General features: G+C 42.0%; 18 protein-coding genes, 5 tRNA genes and 1 other RNA gene. 12 read left to right on the top strand and 12 right to left on the bottom strand.

All coding sequences use genetic code 11. The annotated features are described in order from the left end of the window. Nucleotides 1-2: 2 nt before the first annotated feature. Nucleotides 3-143, bottom strand: a complete 141-nt coding sequence (locus EAG18_RS22140) for a hypothetical protein (protein WP_185745564.1) — start codon at nt 141-143, stop codon at nt 3-5. Between EAG18_RS22140 and rapA the strand changes: the two genes are divergently transcribed. The 5 genes from rapA (at nt 142) to yacG (ending at nt 6218) form a co-directional block, all read left to right on the top strand. Then, the gene (gene rapA, locus EAG18_RS06850; RefSeq protein WP_125251633.1) at nt 142-3039 is read left to right on the top strand and encodes an RNA polymerase-associated protein RapA; all 2898 of its coding nucleotides are present in this window, start codon (nt 142-144) and stop codon (nt 3037-3039) included. The two genes, EAG18_RS22140 and rapA, sit on opposite strands and share 2 nt — an antisense overlap. A gap of 101 nt (nt 3040-3140) precedes the next feature. Continuing rightward, on the top strand, nt 3141-3794 hold the full coding sequence (gene rluA / locus EAG18_RS06845; RefSeq protein ID WP_185745563.1) for a bifunctional tRNA pseudouridine(32) synthase/23S rRNA pseudouridine(746) synthase RluA: 654 nt from the start codon (nt 3141-3143) through the stop codon (nt 3792-3794). Nucleotides 3795-3968: 174 nt separating this feature from the next. Then, a non-coding RNA gene (gene ssrS / locus EAG18_RS06840) (6S RNA) lies at nt 3969-4151 on the top strand. 298 nt (nt 4152-4449) lie between these two features. After that, nucleotides 4450-5808, top strand: coding sequence for an L-cystine transporter (locus EAG18_RS06835; protein ID WP_125251632.1), 1359 nt, complete (start codon nt 4450-4452; stop codon nt 5806-5808). A gap of 167 nt (nt 5809-5975) precedes the next feature. After that, a complete protein-coding gene (yacG, locus tag EAG18_RS06830; protein WP_125251631.1) occupies nt 5976-6218 on the top strand; it encodes a DNA gyrase inhibitor YacG in 243 nt (80 codons plus the stop codon). 117 nt (nt 6219-6335) lie between these two features. On the opposite strand, the gene EAG18_RS06825 is transcribed toward yacG, so the two are convergent. Together EAG18_RS06825 and EAG18_RS06820 are read right to left on the bottom strand one after the other, a co-directional pair. Next, entirely contained in the window at nt 6336-6644 is a 309-nt protein-coding gene (locus tag EAG18_RS06825) for a helix-turn-helix transcriptional regulator (protein ID WP_125251630.1), read from the bottom strand. A gap of 361 nt (nt 6645-7005) precedes the next feature. Further along, a complete protein-coding gene (locus EAG18_RS06820; protein WP_125251629.1) occupies nt 7006-7467 on the bottom strand; it encodes a Spy/CpxP family protein refolding chaperone in 462 nt (153 codons plus the stop codon). A gap of 200 nt (nt 7468-7667) precedes the next feature. Between EAG18_RS06820 and EAG18_RS06815 the strand changes: the two genes are divergently transcribed. The 3 genes from EAG18_RS06815 to EAG18_RS06805 are packed head-to-tail and all read left to right on the top strand — an operon-like array spanning nt 7668 to nt 10690. Further along, complete coding sequence (locus tag EAG18_RS06815; protein ID WP_185745562.1) at nt 7668-8360, top strand: response regulator transcription factor; 693 nt, start codon at nt 7668-7670, stop codon at nt 8358-8360. A 3-nt stretch (nt 8361-8363) separates the two neighbouring features. Then, nucleotides 8364-9725 carry an ATP-binding protein gene (locus EAG18_RS06810; protein WP_125251628.1) on the top strand — a complete coding sequence of 454 codons (1362 nt, stop codon included), beginning with the start codon at nt 8364-8366 and terminating at the stop codon, nt 9723-9725. Between the two features lie 2 nt (nt 9726-9727). Next, nucleotides 9728-10690, top strand: a complete 963-nt coding sequence (locus EAG18_RS06805; protein ID WP_125251627.1) for an alpha/beta hydrolase — start codon at nt 9728-9730, stop codon at nt 10688-10690. Here EAG18_RS06805 and EAG18_RS06800 read toward each other — a convergent pair. Then, the gene (locus EAG18_RS06800) at nt 10642-11487 is read right to left on the bottom strand and encodes a cation diffusion facilitator family transporter (RefSeq protein ID WP_343327574.1); all 846 of its coding nucleotides are present in this window, start codon (nt 11485-11487) and stop codon (nt 10642-10644) included. The two genes, EAG18_RS06805 and EAG18_RS06800, sit on opposite strands and share 49 nt — an antisense overlap. A gap of 343 nt (nt 11488-11830) precedes the next feature. Here EAG18_RS06800 and trmL point away from each other — a divergent pair, with 343 nt between their 5' ends. Beyond that, nucleotides 11831-12295, top strand: a complete 465-nt coding sequence (gene trmL / locus EAG18_RS06795; protein ID WP_125251625.1) for a tRNA (uridine(34)/cytosine(34)/5-carboxymethylaminomethyluridine(34)-2'-O)-methyltransferase TrmL — start codon at nt 11831-11833, stop codon at nt 12293-12295. Nucleotides 12296-12436: 141 nt separating this feature from the next. Here the strand turns inward: trmL and EAG18_RS06790 are convergent, their stop codons facing one another. Next, nucleotides 12437-13030 carry a CBS domain-containing protein gene (locus EAG18_RS06790; RefSeq protein ID WP_125251624.1) on the bottom strand — a complete coding sequence of 198 codons (594 nt, stop codon included), beginning with the start codon at nt 13028-13030 and terminating at the stop codon, nt 12437-12439. A gap of 46 nt (nt 13031-13076) precedes the next feature. Next, nucleotides 13077-13352 (bottom strand): hypothetical protein, encoded by a 276-nt coding sequence (locus tag EAG18_RS06785; protein ID WP_125251623.1) that lies wholly within the window; start codon nt 13350-13352, stop codon nt 13077-13079. A 414-nt stretch (nt 13353-13766) separates the two neighbouring features. Here EAG18_RS06785 and cysZ point away from each other — a divergent pair, with 414 nt between their 5' ends. Continuing rightward, a complete protein-coding gene (gene cysZ / locus EAG18_RS06780; RefSeq protein ID WP_125251622.1) occupies nt 13767-14495 on the top strand; it encodes a sulfate transporter CysZ in 729 nt (242 codons plus the stop codon). Nucleotides 14496-15086: 591 nt separating this feature from the next. On the opposite strand, the gene EAG18_RS06775 is transcribed toward cysZ, so the two are convergent. From EAG18_RS06775 to EAG18_RS06750, 6 genes are all read right to left on the bottom strand, one after another. Beyond that, nucleotides 15087-15162: transfer RNA gene (locus EAG18_RS06775), tRNA-Phe, on the bottom strand. Between the two features lie 140 nt (nt 15163-15302). Next, nucleotides 15303-15378, bottom strand: a tRNA-Thr gene (locus tag EAG18_RS06770). A gap of 12 nt (nt 15379-15390) precedes the next feature. Next, a tRNA-Phe gene (locus EAG18_RS06765) sits at nt 15391-15466 on the bottom strand. A gap of 62 nt (nt 15467-15528) precedes the next feature. Next, nucleotides 15529-15604 (bottom strand) — tRNA-Thr (locus EAG18_RS06760). Between the two features lie 64 nt (nt 15605-15668). Then, nucleotides 15669-15744, bottom strand: a tRNA-Phe gene (locus EAG18_RS06755). A 253-nt stretch (nt 15745-15997) separates the two neighbouring features. Then, nucleotides 15998-17209 carry a serine hydrolase domain-containing protein gene (locus EAG18_RS06750; RefSeq protein ID WP_125251621.1) on the bottom strand — a complete coding sequence of 404 codons (1212 nt, stop codon included), beginning with the start codon at nt 17207-17209 and terminating at the stop codon, nt 15998-16000. 265 nt (nt 17210-17474) lie between these two features. Here EAG18_RS06750 and EAG18_RS06745 point away from each other — a divergent pair, with 265 nt between their 5' ends. Then, nucleotides 17475-20339 (top strand): hybrid sensor histidine kinase/response regulator, encoded by a 2865-nt coding sequence (locus EAG18_RS06745; RefSeq protein WP_125251620.1) that lies wholly within the window; start codon nt 17475-17477, stop codon nt 20337-20339. Between the two features lie 501 nt (nt 20340-20840). Next, nucleotides 20841-22277: a peptide MFS transporter gene (locus EAG18_RS06740; RefSeq protein WP_125251619.1), complete on the top strand. Its 1437-nt coding sequence runs from the start codon at nt 20841-20843 to the stop codon at nt 22275-22277. Nucleotides 22278-22330: the final 53 nt, after the last annotated feature.

Below are 22330 nucleotides of genomic sequence, written 5' to 3'. Positions count from 1 at the left end.
AACTAGTTGGCTAATGGCATGCCAATTTCGCCCAGCTCCTTGCCAAGCTTGATTTGTAAAGCAGTGTACAGACTTTCATATTGAACAAATGGGCGTGAATAGGTAACATAGCCGCCTTTTTTCTGCATAGACGAGATAACCATGAATTTTTCCTTAGGTCAGCGCTGGATCAGCGATACGGAATCAGATTTAGGATTGGGCACGATAGTGGCACTTGAGGGGCGTCAAGTGACTATTTTATTTCCTGCTAGCGGAGAAAACCGTGTTTACTCAGTACAGGAAGCACCTGTAACTCGAGTGGTATTCAACCCAGGCGATGTGATCCGCCATGTTGAAGAGTGGGAACTGCGTGTTGACAGCGTGGAAGAGCAAAATGGACTATTTTGCTATCATGGTACTCGAGTTGACAATGAAGAAGAGACTTCATTTAAAGAGACCTTTCTTGATCACTTCCTTAAATTCAATAAACCTCAAGACCGTCTATTCGCAGGCCAGATCGATCGTTTTGACCGTTATACGCTACGTTATCAAACTTGGCAGCATCAGTTTGATAAAGAACAGTCTCATCTCAAAGGGTTGATAGGTCAGCGTGCAAGCCTTATTCCGCACCAGCTTTACATTGCCGATGAAGTCGGTAAGCGTTTTGCACCTCGAGTACTTCTGTCTGATGAAGTAGGCCTAGGTAAAACCATTGAAGCAGGTATGATTTTACACCAGCAAATCTTATCTGGCCGTGCCAACCGTGTGTTGATTGTAGTTCCTGAAAACTTGCAACATCAATGGTTAGTCGAGATGCTACGCCGCTTTAACCTGCACTTTTCTATTTTTGACGAGGAGCGTTGTAGTGAAGCGTATGCAGATGCACCGAATGTATTCGAAACAGAACAACTGGTACTGGTTAGTCTAGAATTTATTACCAAAAAGCGCCGCTGGTTTGAGCAAGCTACACTCGCCGATTGGGATCTACTGATTGTCGATGAAGCGCACCACCTGACAGTCACTAAGGAAAAGCCAAGCACTGAGTATCAACGTATAGCAGAACTTGCCCAAGACATTCCTGGATTGATCTTGCTAACTGCAACACCAGATCAGCTTGGGCACCGCAGTCACTTTGCGCGTTTGCAGCTGCTAGACCCTGACCGTTTCTATGATTACGACGTGTTTGTAGAAGAGGAAAGCCATTATAAAGAAGTTGCAGAAGCCGCGAACAACTTACTGCAAGATAAAAAGCTAGATGCAAAAGAAGAGCAAACACTTTGTACATTGCTAAAAGAAACCGATATTTCAGAGCTGCTAGCAAAGGCACAAAATGGCGATAGCGACGCCAAAGCTGAAATCTTGTCTATGCTATTAGACCGCCATGGTACTGGCCGTATTCTATTTAGAAATAGCCGTAGTGGCATTGATGGTTACCCAAGTCGTTTATTACATCAATACCCAGTACCTTTACCTAAGCAATACAAAACAGCAATGTCGGTAATGGGTAACATTGGCGGCATTCAAAGCCCTGAATTTAACGCGATGCGTGCATTATTCCCTGAAAAAATCTTCCAAGAATTTGAAGGTGAAGGAAGCGGCTGGGCACAGTTCGACCCCCGCGTTGAGTGGTTAATTGCTAAGTTAAAAGAGCTAAAGCATGAAAAAGTACTCCTTATTTGTGCCAAAGCAGAAACCGCGATTAGCCTTGAGCAGGTGTTACGTGAACGTGAAGCCATTAAAGCGGCAGTATTCCACGAAGGCATGTCGATTATCGAGCGTGACCGTGCGGCGGCATTTTTTGCCGATGAATACGATAGTGCGCAAGTATTGCTTTGTTCAGAAATTGGCTCTGAAGGTCGAAACTTCCAGTTCTCACATCACTTAGTGCTATTTGATCTGCCGCTTAACCCTGACTTGCTTGAGCAACGTATTGGTCGCCTTGACCGTATTGGTCAAAAACATGATATCAATATTCATGTGCCTTATTTTGAAAACACCGCACAAGAAGTATTACTACGTTGGTATCACGAAGGCTTAGATGCGTTTGAAACCACCAGCACAACAGGACAAATGCTGTATAAATCTTTCTCTGATGATTTGCTGGCGCTCATTGCTGAACATAATTGTGACGAAGACGAGCTAGATCCATTATTAGAGCAAGCCGCAAAAGAGAATGCACAGCTGCGCACAAAGATGGAGCAAGGCCGAGACCGTCTACTTGAACTTCACTCTAGTGGTCAAGGTAAGACAGATAACATCGTTGCTGAAATCGAAGCGCTTGATAACGACGTAATCTTGCCTGCATTCATGATTAATGTGTTTGATACTTTTGGTGTTAATCAAGAGGACAAAGGCGAGAATACCATTATCCTGAAGCCTACTGAGCACATGCTAAACCCATCGTTTCCATGCTTAAAAGACGACGGGATCACGGTAACCTTTGATCGCGACACAGCATTATCGCAAGAAGATGCGCATTTTATTAGCTGGGATCACCCTATGGTCAGTGGCGTCATGGATATGATTTGCAACGACGACTTTGGCTGTGCATCCGTTGCGCTGTTGAAAAACAACAAGTTACCTGTAGGCACTTTCTTTGTTGAATTGATCTTTGTGGCTGAGTCTTCGGCACCTAAGTCACTGCAATTAGGTCGCTTTTTACCTCCCACACCAATTCGCGTGCTAATGGACAAAGGCGGGAACGACTTAGCACAAAATGTTGCATTTGATGCTTTCAATCAGCAACTTTCTGCCGTTGGCAGACAAACAGGTAGTAAACTTGTAAATGCACTACAAAGCGCAATCCATCCACTTATCACACAAGCAAGCGATATTGCCCAAACTCAGCTTGAAAGTATTCAAGCCAGTGCGATGGACAAAATGCAAAAGCAACTCGGTGATGAGCAAGGTCGTCTGCAAGCACTAAAAGCCATCAATCCTAATATTCGCGACGAAGAGATAAAGGTTTTTGATAAACAAAGAGCGGAGCTGAGCACACACATTGAAAAAGCACAGCTTAAGTTAGACGCTATTCGTTTGATTGTGGTTGCGAACCAGTAACTCCCTAGCATGAAGAGAGCTGCGGCTCTCTTCATGCTACCGCTTAATAAGCAACTCATATATAATATCCGGCTTGGTTCTTGTTCATACAGAGGCAGCTGGTGTTATTAAATTACGCTCCCCCCCTTTCTCCCTATCTTGACATTTTGTACCAAGATGAAGATATGTTAGTGGTCAATAAGCCCAGTGGGTTACTTACTGTACCAGGCAAAGATCCAAAACACTGGGACAGCGCTATCGCCAGAGTAAATTTTGTTTACCCCACAGCAAGAATTGTACACCGCCTTGATATGGCAACATCGGGCGTATTATGCCTTGCCATGCACAAAGCAGCGCATCGACACCTGAGCATCCAATTTCAAGACCGCTTAACCCACAAATACTACATCGCTCGAGTTCATGGCAAATTACAGCAACAAACGGGCTCTGTTGATTTACCACTTGTGTGTGATTGGCCAAATCGCCCAAAACAAATGGTTTGCCATGAAACAGGAAAGCCTTCATTAACGCATTTTGAAGTCATCGAATATGAAGCGCAGGCCACCCGAGTTAAATTGACTCCGATCACTGGACGTTCTCATCAACTCAGAGTACATATGCTTTCGCTTGGACATGTCATTCTTGGCGATCGACTATATGCCAAAGATGAAGCATTAGCAGCAGCGAAGCGGCTGCAATTACATGCACAGATGTTGCAAATTTCACATCCCACAACCAATGAGATGATGACCTTTACTGCCCCCACACCTTTTTAACTTAAGATGTAGATAAGGAATAAACTAATAATAATGGAGTAAATATTGAGCCGAAGTTAACGCCCAGATTAACGCTTGGTCAGTCACTAAGCAAACTGGGGAAAAACCACGCGGTTGACACAAAAATTGCAATACTATGGTTTCGTGATCGGCAGATGTTTTATATACTGTAGTTGTTCCCTAGCTCGTCGGACAGCTGATTAAGTCCCTGAGCCGATAAATTTCGTTTAGGATAGCAGTTTGTCTACTATTGAGCATGCTCGGCATGTACCGAGAAGCCTACGGTAGGCTGTTGCTCTCCGCCTTGAACCTCAGGGTTCAAGGGCTGACATTGGCATCCACGAAGCCGGGGAACAATCTCCTCTTTCTTTATTCAATTGCTTTTTATCTATACATTTGCAACAACAAATATCTCTTCGACCTCACTAACTTTTATCAAGTTCAACATTTCAAGCTCTGTGGATGTAAGTATCCTGAACTTGGGTTAAGTAATCTGAGCTTCGGTTAAGTAAGGATCTACAATTAGTATCTCCTAGAAAACTTTTACCTGTTTTGATAACCTTTTGTTCTATTCCATAGTGAAAGAATATTTTAGCAAAGTTACTAAAACCGCTATAGTTGCGCGTTATTTTTTAATGTTTCGAAAGGTATCATGATGTCTTTTGCTGTTATCGCCGCATTGGTGGTGTTTGTTGCCATACTTTTCGGTCTTTATCGCTTTCAACAGCGCGCTGAAACGCTCTCTCGAACTGTATTACTCGGCTTAGTTGCCGGTAGTGTATTTGGGCTCGCACTACAATTTGTTTTCGCTAATGATCTCTCGACTAAACAAACAGTATTAGATTGGGTCGCTATTGTTGGCAGTGGCTATGTAAACTTGCTTAAAATGGTGATCATGCCTCTAGTATTAGTGTCTATGATTGCAGCAGTGGTCAAGCTCGACAATCAAGGCTCTCTCGGTAAGATTTCTTTTGTCACTATCGCTATATTAGTATTTACCACGGCGATTGCTGCCCTGATTGGTATTTTTATCACTCAAGCATTTGGGCTAAGTGCAGCGGGCTTGGTGGAAGGCGCTCGCGAAACTGCACGAATTGCTGTACTTGAACAAAGAGCAACAACAGTCGCTGATTTAACCATCCCACAAATGTTGCTCAGCTTTGTACCAACGAATCCATTTGCAGACTTAACAGGCGAACGTTCTACCTCTATTATCGCTGTGGTAATTTTTGGCGTATTAACTGGTATTGCCGCCCGCAGAGCCATCATGGAAGAGTCAAACTTAAGCAGCCCAATAAAGAATGCGGTTGAGGGCGCACAAGCCGTTGTACTTCGTCTTGTACGTATGATCATCGCCCTTACACCTTATGGTGTTGCAGGCTTGATGGCAAAAGTAATAGCAACATCAAGTATGGCCGATATAGTTAGTCTACTAGGCTTTATCATCGCGTCTTATGTGGCAATTTTACTGATGTTTGTTGTCCATGGCTTGTTAGTTACTTTGGTTGGAGAAAATCCAAAACAGTTTTTCCAAAAGATTTGGCCTGTTTTAACGTTTGCCTTCACCTCTCGTAGCTCTGCGGCAACCATTCCACTTAATGTTGAAGCGCAGATCCACAAGCTTAATGTACCTCCCGCCATCGCAAATTTATCCGCTTCATTTGGTGCGACAATCGGACAAAATGGTTGTGCTGGTATCTATCCAGCGATGTTGGCGGTCATGGTTGCGCCAACGGTTGGCGTTGACCCTTTTGCTATCGACTTCATCGTATCCTTAGTCGCAATGGTCGCAATTAGCTCATTTGGCATTGCAGGAGTTGGCGGTGGCGCCACCTTCGCAGCTCTAGTTGTGTTACCTGCTATGGGGCTTCCCGTGACAATTGCTGCACTGCTAATTTCAATTGAGCCATTAATTGATATGGCAAGAACGGCACTCAATGTATCAGGCTCAATGACTGCAGGTACTGTAACAAGCAGACTATTGAAACAAAAAAATATGGATGAAGCGGCCTAATTAAATCTGTTCAGAGGTAGTGTTGTATCACTACTTCTGAACTAGGCTCTCTTAAACCCAGAGTTTTTAGTCGGTAAAACAAAGTACTAAGGCAATTAGTTCACAAACCTTCTAAATACCATTAGACTTACAGCATCAGAAAGTGAAGTTATGAGTTGTAACACGTTATGCCGACGATAGTAAAATGCCCAACCTGCCAAAAAGATGTTGAGTGGGCTGATAAGAGTCAATTTCGCCCATTTTGCTCTAAGCGCTGTCAGCTTATTGATTTGGGTGACTGGTCAGATGAATCTAACAAGATTTCTTCCCCGATGAAAACCGGCGAACTTACTCAGCAAGATACACAAAGCTTAATTGAAGACATCGAAGCTGCTTTAGCAAAAAATGAAGACAGTTTTTTCAAAGAGTAGTAGAGGCCGTTATTGGCCTTTCATTCCTTTTTATTTCCAAAAAATACCGCTTGCACAAACGGTTTAGTAGGTTAATACAGCACTAAATAAGTAAAAAATACTAACGGCTAACAATCGTTAATTTGATTCTCTTTGTTCATTACTATCCGTATCAGGCTCAATCTTTTTTGTACCTTGTTCATAGCTTTTTGCTATGTGCCCCGCTCCTTCCAAGATATCGCTTAGTTGAATGCGGCAGATTTCTGATAATTTTATCAATGTACCTAAACGAAATGAGCTGGTTCCATTTAGGTAATCATCTAACGTGGTTAGACCGATCCCAAGCTTTTGACTCACTGTTTTTTTAGTGTAGCCCTTACGCTTTTTAAGCTCTTTAAGCAACTCTCGGATCCTAAGTGTCACCTCATACTCTTCAGGTGTCTGCATGTTTTCCTCAGTGATACCTAGTAACCAGCAATCAACAGCGTACGTAAAACGATTTTACTTATAGATAAAAGTTACTGGTAAGGTTGTGTGCGTAAATTTATAACCATTTCAATTAAACACTATTGCAAAGAGTTATCAGCAGACTTGCCATATGTACTCTTAATCGAAAAGTATCACAACATCCACATGTTATCAACATGTAACTCTAGACAATACTATTCGCGGGGTTTACGCACATATCAATATTTTAGTAGTAATTAAGAAAACACTTTGGTGAGGTAGATATTATTGTGGAAATAGAGATAAGAAAGGCCCTTAGCAAAGACGACCAAGGGCGAGACATTTTAAGGAAAAGGATCATTTACTCGGCTTTATTTGCTCTTTTGTGCTTACGGTGTGATTTAAGCGTTTTGATTTTTTCACGTTGTGTTTCATTTAATACGTGAAAAACTTTGTGTCGAGTCTCCATTGCCAGTAATGCCCAAGCTTGTTTTTTGTCTTGACCCTTTTCAAGCAACAGCTGTGCCTGTACCTTGTCAAACACCTCTGCGTCCATTAATGCTTTCATCTCTTCACGATGTGATTTACGTACGTCTTTGCCTTTTTCTTTCAGTGCTTTTTTTGCCGCTTTGAAATCAGCATAGATGGTTGCTAATTGTGATTGCTGCGTATCGCTCAATTCCAACAATTTTTGGCCTTTATCTGATAGTAATAATCGTGCTGAATGCTCTAACTGCCGACCCATAGATCCCGCATCTGCATTGAAGCTAACTGCTGATAAGCTCAGTACTGTTGCTAATGCTAAAGTTGATAGTAATCTCATTATTTTGGCTCCTTGTTTGCCGTTGCTTTGTCACCTCCTAATCTAGCAATCGACAAGAAAAGGAACGTCAAATCAGGGTAAAGTTTTGTCAGTGCTTTGCAAAAAAACGCAAAGGCAATTTACATACCGCAATAAAGTAAGGTGTAATACATCATGGGATAGACACTGTAATTATCTTTTCAATCGCCGCCGGATAAAGTATGACCATAAGACATAGCATTTTACTTATAGATGATGACCAAGCACTTTGTGATCTTTTGCACGAATACTTTAGTGCTGAAGGTTTTGAAGTCGACATGGAGCATACAGGTACTGAAGGGCTACAGCGCGCGTTAAAGCAAAACTTTGACCTTATATTGTTAGATGTCATGCTCCCTGAGATGGATGGCTTTGAAGTGTTAAAATCGTTGCGTTTACAAAAAATGACGCCAATTATTATGCTCACCGCAAAAGGGGACGATTTTGATCGTATTTTTGGTCTTGAGTTGGGAGCTGATGATTATATACCCAAGCCATTTAATCACAGAGAGCTACTTGCACGGGTTAAAGCGATCACCCGCAGAGTGGATCATTATAAGCACCACAGCCCTCAAGACACCTTTACTATTCATCAGCTTAGCTTAGACATCGGCGCTAGGAGCGCCTCTGTGAGTGGTGAGTTGTTGTCACTGACGGGAACTGAATATGAAGTGCTGCAATTATTGGTGAGATCTGCTGGTGAGGTTGTTGATAAACAAACTATATCTCGTCAAGTCTTAGGCAGGCCACTGGTGCCCTATGACCGCTCAATTGACATGCATGTATCCAACGTTAGGAAGAAAATAGCAGCTTTGAGCGACCATACTTATATCAAAACTATACGTGGTTCTGGTTATATATTTTTGAAGGCATAATGAATGAAGCGGTACTTATTAGTTAAGGTATTTGCATGGTTTTGGCTAACCATCATAGCTACTCTTCTACTTTTACTTGGGATAAGCCTGTTACAGCCAGACGTTGTAGAAACTAAAAAGATCTCAAGGTCGATGCTGCATAATTTACAGCAATTAGAGCAAGTCTTAACCCAAGTCAGCCAACGCCCCAGCTTTGAGTTAAGTCATATCGCAAAATTACGCAAAAGAAAGGCAAGAAATATCTACCTAAGTCACCGCATTCGTGAAAAGAGTATTGCTGCAAATCCAAGGATCAAAGCACTTGACCTCGATTTACTTAGCTTTACAGAAGATACCAAACCACTGGCCATTTACACACCTGAATATAAAGCATTCGGGCCGCTTGAAGTCACACTGAATAATGATAACTATCGCCTTTATTTGGTATTTGAAAATCACACGCCAAGTGCAATTATTAAGCTTAGAGCATTGCCGCTGTGGGCTAAAATTGCGGTGGTATTAGGCGCGAGTCTATTGCTGTGTTTTTGGTTTACCAGAAACTTGCTTACACCAATTAAGGCACTGCAAATAAGCGCAGCCAAGCTATCTCAAGGTGACTTAAGCAGCCGTGCAAACATAGACAAAAAGCGTCAAGACGAACTTGGTCAACTAGGCCATGACTTCAACCTGATGGCTGATAAGTTAGAGTCTTTGGTCAATAATCAAAAGCGCCTGCTTGCAGATATTTCTCATGAGCTTCGCTCTCCGCTTACCCGCTTGCAAATGGCGACGGGATTGGCCGCAGGCCACGCAACGAAGGACAACCAAGGTTACTTTGAGCGCATAGAGCGTGAAGCACAATTAGTGGAGAACATGCTCGGTGATATTTTGCATTTGTCAAAACTAGAAGCCGACCAAATACCAATAGAAAAACAGCCGATCCCCCTCAATGAGCTACTCGACCCAATCATCGAAGATGCTCTGTTTGAGGCGCAACAATTAAGCAAGCAATTTGTCGCCAGCACAATACCTGAAGTAACGCTCAATGGTGATGCTATGCTGCTAAATCGCGCCTTTGAAAACATCATTCGTAATGCCATTAAATACGCAAATAGCACGATTAACCTCGATATTCAGAGTACCAACGAGCAGCTCCTTTGTATCATAAAAGATGATGGCAAGGGGGTGAGTGAAGATATGTTAGACAAGCTTTGTATCCCGTTTTTTCGAGTTTCAGCTGCACGCACACCAGAGCATAATCAAAAAGGAGGGTTTGGTTTAGGGCTTGCCATTGCCCAACATGCACTAAAAGTGCATGATGCCCATATTGAATTTACTAACAACGTTGGCCTTCAGGTCAGCATTCGTATTCCGTTATATAGGTAGTCATGTTTTATAGCTGCAGCGAGCAATTAGAATCTCACCTTCCTGAAATAGATAAACACTGGCAACAGTGTCAACGAGGCTTTTTTGATACTCCTCACGGCAAGCTTTTTTATGTTTATCATATACCAAAAAGACCACGGTTTGCTTTGGTATTGGTTAATGGGCGTATTGAATCCGCGCATAAATATAGGGAGTTGTTATGGGAACTGGCACAAAATAATATCGCTGTATATACCTATGATCACCCAGGGCAAGGGTATTCTCCTCGCTTGTTAAAAAACAAACACATTGGCTACGTAAAACGATTTGATGATTACGCATCGACTCTCCACTGTTTTATGCAGCAAGTTGTCAATCCACACAACACTCTGCCTCTGTTTATACTGGCGCATTCTATGGGAGGAGCGATCACCTGTAACTACTTAGCGCTGTATAACCCTAGCAATATTAAAGGCGTGTATTTATCAGCACCAATGCTTGGGATCAACACCGCTCCCTACCCTGCTTGGGTTGCTGAAGCCATTGCTGGATTGGCATGTCTAGTAGGATTAGGCAAACAATATGCTATCGGTCAACAACAATACCAAAGTAAACCGTTTCAAGACAATGATCTGACAAATTGCCCTATTCGTTACGCTTTATTTAGAGGGTTATACGATCAATATCCTGAACTACAACTTGGAGGAGTTAGCTTCGCCTGGCTTTATACTGCACTGCAAAAATGTCGAGCACTGACCAAAATCGAGCTAAATATTCCAGTCCGCATCGCTTGTGCAACTCACGATAGTATCGTCGACAACAAGGCACAGATCCGCTTTGCCGCGCACCATGATAAGGTGACACGTACCGAGTTTGCAGGAAAACATGAGCTGCTTTGCGAGCAAGACATAACTCGCAGAGCCGTGCTTAAAGATTTTTACGAATTTACAGGGGTATTACCGAGTGCAAGCGATACAGGGTCCTGATGGATAAGAATATCCATCTCACACTCAAACTCTTCTTTAATACTGGCTACCACTTCATCTGCAACATTATGTGCTCGCATCAACGGCATATCATCATCTAACTCTAAATGGAGCTGGATAAACTTTATTTTTCCACCTTGCCTTGTACGTAAATCATGTACACCATAAACATCTTCATGGCTTGAAGCAATAAGCACAATTTGCGCCTTTTCATCGTCTGGTAATTCTTTATCCATCAAGTGCGCAGCGCTTTCTTTGGCAATGTCCCAGCTGTTGTAAAGTAAGTATATTGCAACAGCGATAGCAAAAATAGGATCCGCATAGCCAATGCCATAAAAGTTCAGCAATACCGCGACCAGTACAGCTAGGTTAAGTAAAATATCACCTTTATAGTGCAATGAATCGGCTTTAATTGCGATAGATTGAGTACGTTTGACAACTTGATACTGCACCGCAACAACTAACAACGTGCAGACAATAGCAAATAAACTCACCCATACCCCAAATAAAGAATGGGGAATTTGTGTAGGGTTAATGATCCGCTCTACACCATGAAATGCTAGTAAACTGGCCGACCCTGCAATAAATGCCGCTTGCCCGAGCCCAGCTAGCGCTTCAGCCTTACCGTGACCAAACCTATGATCATCATCAGCCGGTCGCAATGCGTAACTTAACACAAACAAATTCATCAACGACGCACTAATATCAAGTAATGAGTCGGTTAAAGAGCCGAGCATTGCTGCGCTTCCAGAAGACAGCCAAGCCCAACACTTCGCTGCTATCATCACCCCTACAATAGCAATCGTGAATATACTGGAAAATCTCACCCAAAACTCGTAGCTACGACTCACATTTACCCCTTAGAAATACCCAACTGACTAACGAACCACCCACGAAAGTATGGCGATATACTTATATTACAGGGTAATGGTTTGAAATGAAAAACAGATTACGAATGTCAATTTTTTTGCAATAGTCTCATGTTCAGTTGCTGCACGCTCCTATCTGTGTTCATTACTTTGATAAGTTAAAGAGATGCAAAACTCCATGCTTGCTGTGCTTTTCTTTTACCCCGGTCACACGTGTAATTCTGATTGGAGATGGGCTATACTGCCGTGCAAATTTTTATTGAGGCTTATCATGTTAGACATCGTTTTATACCAACCCGAGATCCCACCTAATACTGGTAATATTATTCGTTTGTGTGCCAATACTGGATATTCGCTGCACTTAATTGAACCTTTGGGATTTGAATGGGATGATAAACGAGTAAGGCGTGCAGGCTTGGATTATCATGAATTTAGCGAAGTCGAGCGTCATCCCAATTTTGAGGCTTACCTTGCTAAACGTAACCCAAAAAGAGTATTTGCTTGCACAACAAAAGGTACTAAATATCATCACGAGGTGGCCTACGAAGAAGGTGACTGCTTGCTGTTTGGTCCTGAAACTCGCGGTCTACCAGAAGAGATAATTTTCTCATTACCAGAGCCACAACGCGTGCGTATTCCAATGCGCCCAGATAGCCGTAGTATGAACCTGTCCAATGCTGTCTCAGTATTTGTATATGAGTCTTGGCGACAACTTGACTTTAACGGTGCAAAGTAACCACCTCTATATCAAGCGCTCCTAGCATACCGCAACCTTATCCATTGCAAGCAGGAGCAGTAACAGTACAGTCATCCACGAAAAAGGCGCCTCGCGACGCCTTGCTAACTTTAATTTACATTAACTTTAGAGATTCAGTATTTAAATTTCTGCGTGGTGTAAAATAGTACCAACGATATCACTAAATTTATTCGCAGGTTTCATTGAATTTACCGCTCGTCCACAAGCTTTCATCAAATCAATAAGATCAAAATAACCCACTGGGTAAAGCGTTGAGTCATCTATCACTAATAAAAACTCGTGACCAGCCTCTTCCATGGTTTTTAATACTTTGCCAACGACAGCCTGACTTGTTTGTTTAAGTGTAATTTGACGCAGCTCTGAAAGTGGGATCATGACATCATTTACAGTCAAGTCTCGTCTAGTACAGCCACGTTTTTCGGCCATACTCAATACATAACGGCTGCCAATCCTAGCGTTCGATATCATACCTACCAGCTTTTCTTGGCTATCAACAACGAAACTTGCTCTGCGGTGCGTTTTAGTCAACACTAGCGCGGCTTCATCAATACTACTATTTTCATCAATATGCTGCATTGGTGACAAATGCAAAGTGTGCATAAGACAATGCGCTGGAGCCTGTTCAAGATTATCAGTACCGCACGCAGGAAAATGATTTTCAGCAAGTTCATAGGCAAACACAGGCTGTGTTTTTATAACGGTGTTAGTGTTCATAGATCACCTCTATCTTTAAATTAATTAAGCACGGAAAAGGACTAAATTAATCTACAACAGGTGGTGCTCTTATTGACTCATATAAAGCATTGGAAAAACAATAGGTAAGCTTTGGGTGCTCAATAGCAAAATCGCTAGTGGCGACTAAACTGCGGGGGGTAGAGACAGCACAAGTGTCAACGTCAGGATTTACGTTCGGGTTGTCTAAATCAACAACAATAGGCGTAACAATCAGTGTAGAGTCACATTTAGCAGCATCGGCCGTTGACATAGCCAACAGACTCAACATACAAAATGTAATAACCCAACGAACTAATTGCATCACGCTCTCACTTCCACTGCCATAATCTGAGTGTATGGGCTGTTTCTTGCGTTTACAAGTATTATTTCTGATCTATTCACTAAACCACTAAATGTATTCAGGTTAATTTTTACACGCTAATATTGTCATAATATAGGCTGAGATAAATTGTTACTAATCTCCTGTTAGCCGCTCCAAGTTTAGCGCTATACTAGGGGCAACATTTTTGATATCTGTCTAAAATTAAAGCGTAAAGTCATACCTGTTGGCGTTATAAATAGTCTATTTTGGAATAAGCACCTTTACCGCTAACAAGCTTAAAATTTTATGATTTAGTGTTGTTAAATAAGGTATTCTTACGAAGTTAGCGCCCACTTTATCTTCTTAGTTTATTCAGGTATTCAGTCATATTGGTATCACAACACGAGGTGTAATGTGCAACTATCACGCGGTATCGAGTACTTTATTGCCGGCTTTTCTTTGATCACCCAAAAAGGGCTTAAACGCTTTGTGTTTATCCCTCTCACCATAAATATATTGCTATTTGGTGCATCGCTATTTTTTCTTTACGACTGGCTGACTCAAGGGTTTGATTACCTGAATGGATTATTACCAGAGTGGCTAAGTTGGCTAGAGTGGTTAATGTGGCCCATCGCTATTTTAGTGATACTTTTTAGCTATAGTATGATTTTCACGGTTATAACCAACTTTATTGCCGCTCCCTTCAATGGACTGTTATCTGAAAAAGTGGAACTTCACCTTACCAACCAGAAAATCAATGATGACAAGCTCTTGGATACTGTAAAAGATGTACCACGGATGCTAGGACGAGAGTGGACAAAGCTGTGTTACTACCTGCCACGCGCACTTGGTTTTTTTATATTACTTTGGATGCTACCTATTGTCGGTCAAATTTTATGGGTTATGTTCACATGTTGGATGTACAGTGTTCAATATAATGACTACCCATTTGATAACCATAAAATTCACTTCAAAAGAATGAAGGATGATTTGAAAAGCAAACAGGGGATGTCTTACGGTTTTGGCTTTGCGGTGTTCGTATTAACCTCAATCCCATTTGTGAATTTAATAGTGATGCCAGTGGCGGTGTGTGGAGCCACTAAACTTTGGGTAGAAAACTACCGACAGCAGTATCGTCACTAATAGTGAACATATTATATTACAAAGATTTGTTTGAGTAAGTACCGCTTTGTAAAACGAGTAAATGGTAGCAGCATCGCTTTTCGCGCCCTGCTACCAGTTAAGCATCTAGTCTACGCTTGGTTTTCTACCAGCTGTTACCCCTCACTACTGCGTTAAATTTATAGAAAGAATAGTAATAGGTTGCCTATTTAACCCGAGGTTTGGATAAGGCGTGCTCCAACTCATTGTTGCTAAAGTACAACTTTGTTTTTTCCTTGTCTAGCCAAAGAGTTTTAGGTAAAACACCGCTTCGCGTCTTGCTCTCACTAAGTCCTGTAGCAAGGCAAAGGTTTTGCTATTTAGTTGTTCTAAGTAAGAAATTTTTAACGCCGTTAGCGTCAGATTGACTCCTTCAAATTGCGCAAGTATTAAGTCAAATTGATATTACGCTTCCAACTTGAGCAAATACTGAGGTTAATTGGTATTAATGTTTTACTACGCAACTAAAATAAAATGATGTTTATCAGGACAACAAGGAGTCAATAAGCTAGATATGTCAATTTAGACTGTATAAAAGCAAAAAGCCTCGCTATTGCGAGGCTTTTTAAATGATGGTGCCCAGAGGCGGAATCGAACCACCGACACGAGGATTTTCAATCCTCTGCTCTACCGACTGAGCTATCTGGGCAAATCTTTTTAGTATATTAATCCTTAAAGGGATTTTCAATACAACTCCAATTAGCTCTACCGACTGAGCTATCTGGGTAAATGTTTTATTTTCTAAATAACTTAATTATCTAGAAATTATAGGCTAAAGCCTAAATTAAATGGTGCCGACTATCCGAGTCGAACGGATGACCTACTGATTACAAGTCAGTTGCTCTACCAACTGAGCTAAGTCGGCACACTAAATTAGTGGTGCCCAGAGGCGGAATCGAACCACCGACACGAGGATTTTCAATCCTCTGCTCTACCGACTGAGCTATCTGGGCAAATCTTTTATTTTCTAAAAAACTTAGTTATCTAGAAAATGTAGGCTAGTGCCTAAATTAAATGGTGCCGACTATCCGAGTCGAACGGATGACCTACTGATTACAAGTCAGTTGCTCTACCAACTGAGCTAAGTCGGCACACTAATTCGTGTACCATGCAGTTTCTGCATGCACCACATTGCTAATGCAATGATTTTTAATTTGGTGCCCAGAGGCGGAATCGAACCACCGACACGAGGATTTTCAATCCTCTGCTCTACCGACTGAGCTATCTGGGCGTGCGGCGTATTAAACGGGTTTTGCGGTTCTAAGTCAACCCTTTTTTTAAATACATTTATCGTTTGCACAGTTTTCAGGCAAAGCGGTCAAAATACCGCATTTTCGATGAAAAAACACGCAAGGCAGGCTAATTTCCAGTTTTAAACGCTTTTATCTGACTATCCCTGTACATATAGCATGAAGGCTAGCTACCTTTATATAGCAGTAAGCTCCCCCTCAAGTAATAGTCACCACTGTGTTGTTCTGGTTCTTTTACTTGCCGCTATAATGTTGCTTTGCATCCAGCCGCTTCAGTAAGATATCAATTACCTTCTCTACGGCTAATTTAGCATTAACCGTGTCGCCATTTGTGACTGCAAGAATCGCAACATTTCTTTCAGGTAATACAAGGTTGTCTAAATAGAATGTCCCGGTAAAGCCGTTATGATGAAACCGACTGTCATTAGGTGTAAGGATCCAACCTAATCCATATTCAGGTGTGACTGGCGTTAATAGTCGTACATATGAACTGGCACCAATCAGATTATCATTACCCCTAGCACCGGCTAAATACGCCCCCAAGTAAATAGATAAGTCATGTAGTGTCGTATTGATTAACCCCGCAGGTCCAATCACTTTTGGTAAATCCACTCTATCTGTTGGCGTAATTGGGTGCCATTTGCCTTCTCTCATTTGATGACCACTGGGCTGTCCATCTGGGTCATCATCACTAGCAGATCCAAAACCAACATCCGCCATCCCTAGTGGCTCGAATAGCTCTTGAGCAATAAGGCTTTCCCATGCTTGCCCAGTGACACGCTCTAACATATGGCCGGCAACAACATAACCGGCATTACTATATAGATAAGTCCCTTGCGGCACGGATCTTTGTGCATTTAATAGTTCGATAGTCCAATCATATCGTTGGCTCGTCATGTCTCTATTATCACGGTGCCACTTCCCCGAATACATAGACGCTAAATCCCGTTGCAACCCTGAAGTCATTGAAAGCAAGCTATTTAAGGTAACAGACTCAAGTTCTGGATTAATCTTACCTATGAGCTCTGGAAATATTTCGGCCACTTGACTGTCAAACTCTATGATTCCTTGCTCAACAAGGCGTGCAGCCAATGTGGCAGTCATGGATTTGCTAAATGAGCCGATAGACCACCTATCAAAGGCAGATACAGGGACTTGCCCGGTACTGCTTCGCACTCCAGTAACATCCAGTTCGATTAATTCGTCCCCAGAAATGATAAAACCTCCCAATGCAGGCATGCTAAACTCGGCACGGATCAGCTCTAACTGATGAAAGAGTTGATCATCTCCGGCAACACCATATGGGGAAGTAAAGCCGACGCTGGGCTCGGTGGGAGTTTTAAGAGTAATGATTGATTTATCATTGTTATTACAGGCGCTGAACAGCAACACACATAATATGGCACAGAACCACGCTGGTACCCGTCGAGATTGATGTGAAAACATTAAGATATCCTTATAAGCGGGGAAGTTAACCAATATTACTTTATAAAAACGTTACTTAATATTTAATATTTATTAAAAAGCCATGATAACCATACTAATAAAAGACTACAGCCTTACTTTCAACACCCTGATTATTTTGATATTTTCAATACTCTTTTCTTTACCTCGATTTTAGTCACTGGTTGAAAAACGAGAGGTAAAAAGCTGTCGAAGGTGTTACGATTGCAACAGATGATACGTATAAATAATTCTTGCGAGATAAAGCATGCCAAATAGCGCAAACACTAACGGACAAGTACTCTTTCTTTTTGTCGCAATTCTTATAGTTGGAATGTGTAGCGCCACTGGGGCCTATTTACTTCCCAAGCAAACAAAAGCGCCAACCATAGCGACGGCTAACCTTAAACAGCAATCAACGACCATCTCTGAACCTTTAGCAAAAGTAATTACTCAACATGGCTTTGATAATGCTAAACAGGTAGTACAGGCACTACTTAGTGGGAACGCCAACCTTGGGGCTTACCTTTATATCAATACAGGCATGGGGCAACCAAATTTGGTACTTCAACAAAGCCCGGGGGAGCCAGTTAATGCGTTAAATCGTGAGGAGTTTTATAACAAAGGCGACATGCAAGTCTACCATATGCCACTACAGTTAGACGGGCAAAATGTTGGCGAGCTTATCCTTACCTATACGCCAACACCAAGTACAACAGCCGACGAAAACTCGATACTCGCATACGCGCTACTATTTATAAGTTTAGTTGCTGCTATCTTTGTTTTTGTATTTACACAACGAAAGCTGTCTGCGACATCCAACAATGACAGTCAAGCGCTCGTAGAAGAGATAGAGCAACTCACCGCAGATAAAAATTATAAAGCGACAGTCGGTACCTACTACCGCGGTGGATTGTCTGACATCGCTTCATCTATCAATACGCTATTAAAGCAAGTTCAGACTTCGATTGAGTCTGATCAGGCTACTCAACACGAATTGAAACAGTTACAAGAAAGCCTAGAGACAGAAGTTCAGGCGCGAACATTGGCACTGGAGAAAGCCATTTTAAATGCTGAGCGTGCCAGCGATGCGAAAACAACTTTCTTAGCAACCATGAGCCATGAGATCCGCACTCCGATGAATGGCGTCATTGGGACTATCGATCTACTGCGACAAACCGATCTCGACGGTGCGCAGCACCGCTTAACCACCATCATTCGAGATTCTGCATTTTCATTACTTGGCATTCTTGATGACATTCTTGATTTTTCAAAAATTGAGGCAGGTAAGTTAAGAATTGATAACAGTCCTTTTTCAGTTGCTGAAACCACAGAAGAGGTTGCTCGAGTGCTCTCCTCTGTTGCCAAAAAACGTAAGCTAGATTTACAACTAGTGATAGCACCTGATATTCCAACTAACTTGGTGGGTGACACGGTTCGTGTAAGGCAAGTTCTATACAATCTATGTAGTAATGCCATTAAATTTACAACGACCGATGAGTCAACTCAAGGGTATGTCAAAATCGCAGTTGAAGTTTCACAAAATACCTCTGAGCATTATACCTTACGCTTTACCGTAACCGACAACGGTAAAGGTATGACTAAAGCACAATTAAGGGAAATCTTTAACCCATTCATCCAAGCCGAAGGCTCAATTACAAGAGAATTTGGTGGAACCGGGCTTGGACTATCTATTTGTAAAAGTTTAATTGAGTTGATGCTTGGCAGTATTCAAGTTAATTCAGATATTGGCATGGGTAGTGAGTTCATCGTTGAGTTGCCATTTAGCGTTGACGGTAAAGTAAATTATGCAAATAAACAGCTTCTAAATGCCCGAAGCGTTGCTTTACTGACGTCAAACAAAGAAAGGCAGAATATCTTAAACCGCTATCTTTCGTTCATGGGAGCGAATGTAATGGTAATTGACGATTCAGAAATTCCAGACCACCAACATGAGGATAAGCTGATCTGGGTATTGGATGGTCTTGATGGTATGGATAGGGTCAATGAAGAATTAAGAAGTATTGTTTATTCATTAGAGAAAAACGCACAACAGGTTGTAGTTTTGAGCAAAATGGACGAAGCTGCGCTGAATCACAAGCACATCTTCTACCTCAATGCCTCGCCTTTATGTAAGTCGAGCTTTATGACGTCTATTCTTGTGGCCGCTGGACTTCATAAACCCAAAGAGATCAAACCTACACGCACAATCAATGATTTTTTAAGTGTTGATGAAGCAAGAGCCACAAATAAGCTCGTATTACTCGTTGAAGACAACGTATTAAACCAACAAGTGCTTACTGACCAATTGCACTTACTTGGGTATGGTGTAGAGGTGGCCGAAAATGGTGAGGAAGGACTTGAGCTTTGGAAAAAAGAACACTTCCCGATTGTTCTAACCGATCTACACATGCCAAAAATGTCAGGCTACGACATGGTGAAAAACATCAGAGATTATGTTGAGACTGCGCCCGAAAACCTTGATCAGCCTTACATAATCGCGGTGACTGCAAATGCCTTAAAAGGTGAACGGGAGCGCTGCGAAACTGCAGGAATGAACGACTACATCACCAAACCTGTGGAGTTAAATGTATTAGAAACCACTTTAAACAAATGTATTGAGCAGCTGCCTCAAGCAAAACAGCCGCAACAGAGCACGGCATCCCCCGAAGTCGAAGCAGCCTCACATACTGCATCTATTGATCCGCTTGCGGTTCAAAGTACTGGATCCGCTTTACCTGAAGTAGTTGATAGTCCAAGTGTTGACTCAGAACCTTTACCGACTCCAGCGATCAACATGGAGATGCTAAATAAGTATGTCAATCATGACGCTGCCAAACGTAATCGTTTCTTTAGGATGTACTTAGAACAAAGTAGCCAATTGACCCGTGATATAAATGGCGCGGTTATCACTATGAACCAAGAAGAGATCATAGAAGCGTGTCATCAGTTAAAATCCATTTCGAAAACAATTGGTGCGCAAAGCGTCGCAGAAACCGCTACTGAGTTTGAAACTCTATGTAAAGAAAACACCTTAACTGGCGATCAGCTGATCCAAATGCGCGATAAATTAGAGCAAGATTTCTTGGCTGCAACTGAGTTTATCCAAGCATATTTAAGTCAAGAGGCATAACACTTTTATTATAAGTAGCTGCTATCACATCAAATACCGTTTGCATCCACAATTGTGATGCCCACTCAAACTCACGGTAGATAGCAGCACCTTTATATATCCGCACCAAACTAGCATCAAATGCTCTCTAATGATCTATTCGTTGTAGTGCTGAACGCATTTTATTCGCTTTCTGCCTACAAATGCTTCCCCTATTAATTCTCTGTGAGTATACTGACGCGCTTTTTTAAATTAGTTAGTCGTTACATACAACAAACACTAATTAAAATAGGTACTGGCCACCCGTTCAAAAAAAGTACAGGCATGCCATGACAATTTACCACCATGCTTAATCAGAGCATGCAGTATTGTTTGTCGCGCATCGCTAATCTGCATTGAAAAGTGTTCTGTTTACTGCGTCTCGTTTTTTAACGTCGTATTTAAAGTAAGTTGCTCATTATTCAGTGTTGATTGAAATAACAATGGCCAGATACAACACATTGATTAAATTAGGAAGTACATATGAATTCAGTTCCGAAGGCCGGAGAATTTTTGGGTCACCCTAAAGGCCTCTTCTTATTATTTGGTACCGAAATGTGGGAGCGATTTGGCTACTACGGTATGCGTGCCATCTTAGTTCTTTACCTTGTTGCTCAAGTACAAAATGGTGGGTTTGGTTGGAATAATGCCGATGCGCTTAGCCTATACGGTACTTTTACCATGGCTGTTTATCTTACTCCGCTATTTGGTGGTTGGCTTGCCGACAACGTACTAGGTCAGCGTAAAGCCATCATCATTGGTGGTATTCTAATGGCTGCAGGCCACTTTATTATGGGTATTCCACACAGTATTGTTGCAGGACAAGAAGTAAATGTGTTTTACCTTGGCTTGGCACTACTTTGTATAGGTAACGGCCTATTTAAACCTAATATTTCCACTATGGTTGGCGATCTATACCAAGAGGGTGACAAGCGTCGTGACGGTGCATTTACTATTTTCTATATGGGTATCAACTTAGGTGGAGCACTGGGTCCACTTGTTGCGGGTTATGTTGCTGCGGTAATTAACTGGCAGGCTGGCTTTATCGCCGCAGGTATTGGTATGGTTATTTCAGTGGTTATGCAGCTGATCTTAAGCCAAAAATATTTAGGTGATATAGGTAAAATACCCTCAGCAAAGCTATCTCAGCAAATGTCTGATTCAGCCACAAAAGCACCATTAACAAAACAAGAAAAAGACCGTATTCGTGTAATTTTCACGATGAGTGTATTCTCTATTATCTTCTGGATGGGTTTTGAGCAAGCCGGTGGTCTGATGAACTTATTCGCTAATGACTACACTAACCGCATGCTGATGGGCTTTGAGATCCCTGCTTCTTGGTTCCAATCTCTAAACTCTATTTTTATTATTATTTTCGCACCTTTAGTTGCAATGATATGGCTAAAACTGGATAAGAAAGAGCCAAACTCTCCGGTTAAGTTTGCCATTGGCCTCGTTTTCCTTGCGTTAGGCTTCTTGACTATGATGTTAGCACTGGCAACTGAAGGTGCAGAAGCAGGCAGCACACTGCAGATCAGCATGATCTGGTTGGTATTGTTCTACCTATTCCATACCTTAGGTGAGCTGTGTTTATCACCAATTGGCTTATCAATGGTAAGTAAACTTGCGCCACTACGTTTAGCGTCATTGCTCATGGGTATTTGGTTCCTATGTACAGCAGTTGCGAACAAGCTAGCTGGTCTTGTGGGCTCATTCATCGGTGAAGGCCAAGAAGCCATGAACAATGCAATGAGCATTTTCATTGGCTTAGGCGGTGTCGCTCTACTATCAGCAGTTCTCATGTACCTACTAAGCAATAAGCTCGTTGACTGGATGCACGGTGCAGAGGGCAATCATGAGCCGCACACTCAGGAGCACTATTTAGCTGAAGAGCTAGAAGTATCCGCTGAGAAGCAATAATATTTACCGTAAACCACGCTGTTCAGGCGTGGTTTACCCCCTCTCGCAGCATT

Source organism: Pseudoalteromonas sp. J010 (assembly GCF_003934235.1).
Lineage (GTDB): Bacteria > Pseudomonadota > Gammaproteobacteria > Enterobacterales > Alteromonadaceae > Pseudoalteromonas > Pseudoalteromonas peptidolytica.
This window is presented reverse-complemented; position numbering and strand designations above follow the sequence as displayed.

What these genes read in the sequence shown, in the direction of transcription:
- EAG18_RS06740 (WP_125251619.1), top strand. Translation starts at nt 20,841, where the DNA reads ATGAATTCAGTTCCGAAGGCCGGAGAATTTTTGGGTCACCCTAAAGGC.
- EAG18_RS06805 (WP_125251627.1), top strand. Translation starts at nt 9,728, where the DNA reads ATGTTTTATAGCTGCAGCGAGCAATTAGAATCTCACCTTCCTGAAATA.
- EAG18_RS06785 (WP_125251623.1), bottom strand. Translation starts at nt 13,352, where the DNA reads ATGCAATTAGTTCGTTGGGTTATTACATTTTGTATGTTGAGTCTGTTG.
- EAG18_RS06810 (WP_125251628.1), top strand. Translation starts at nt 8,364, where the DNA reads ATGAAGCGGTACTTATTAGTTAAGGTATTTGCATGGTTTTGGCTAACC.
- EAG18_RS22140 (WP_185745564.1), bottom strand. Translation starts at nt 143, where the DNA reads ATGGTTATCTCGTCTATGCAGAAAAAAGGCGGCTATGTTACCTATTCA.
- yacG (WP_125251631.1), top strand. Translation starts at nt 5,976, where the DNA reads ATGCCGACGATAGTAAAATGCCCAACCTGCCAAAAAGATGTTGAGTGG.
- EAG18_RS06790 (WP_125251624.1), bottom strand. Translation starts at nt 13,030, where the DNA reads ATGAACACTAACACCGTTATAAAAACACAGCCTGTGTTTGCCTATGAA.
- EAG18_RS06835 (WP_125251632.1), top strand. Translation starts at nt 4,450, where the DNA reads ATGTCTTTTGCTGTTATCGCCGCATTGGTGGTGTTTGTTGCCATACTT.
- rapA (WP_125251633.1), top strand. Translation starts at nt 142, where the DNA reads ATGAATTTTTCCTTAGGTCAGCGCTGGATCAGCGATACGGAATCAGAT.
- trmL (WP_125251625.1), top strand. Translation starts at nt 11,831, where the DNA reads ATGTTAGACATCGTTTTATACCAACCCGAGATCCCACCTAATACTGGT.
- EAG18_RS06820 (WP_125251629.1), bottom strand. Translation starts at nt 7,467, where the DNA reads ATGAGATTACTATCAACTTTAGCATTAGCAACAGTACTGAGCTTATCA.
- EAG18_RS06825 (WP_125251630.1), bottom strand. Translation starts at nt 6,644, where the DNA reads ATGCAGACACCTGAAGAGTATGAGGTGACACTTAGGATCCGAGAGTTG.
- EAG18_RS06745 (WP_125251620.1), top strand. Translation starts at nt 17,475, where the DNA reads ATGCCAAATAGCGCAAACACTAACGGACAAGTACTCTTTCTTTTTGTC.
- EAG18_RS06750 (WP_125251621.1), bottom strand. Translation starts at nt 17,209, where the DNA reads ATGTTTTCACATCAATCTCGACGGGTACCAGCGTGGTTCTGTGCCATA.
- EAG18_RS06815 (WP_185745562.1), top strand. Translation starts at nt 7,668, where the DNA reads ATGACCATAAGACATAGCATTTTACTTATAGATGATGACCAAGCACTT.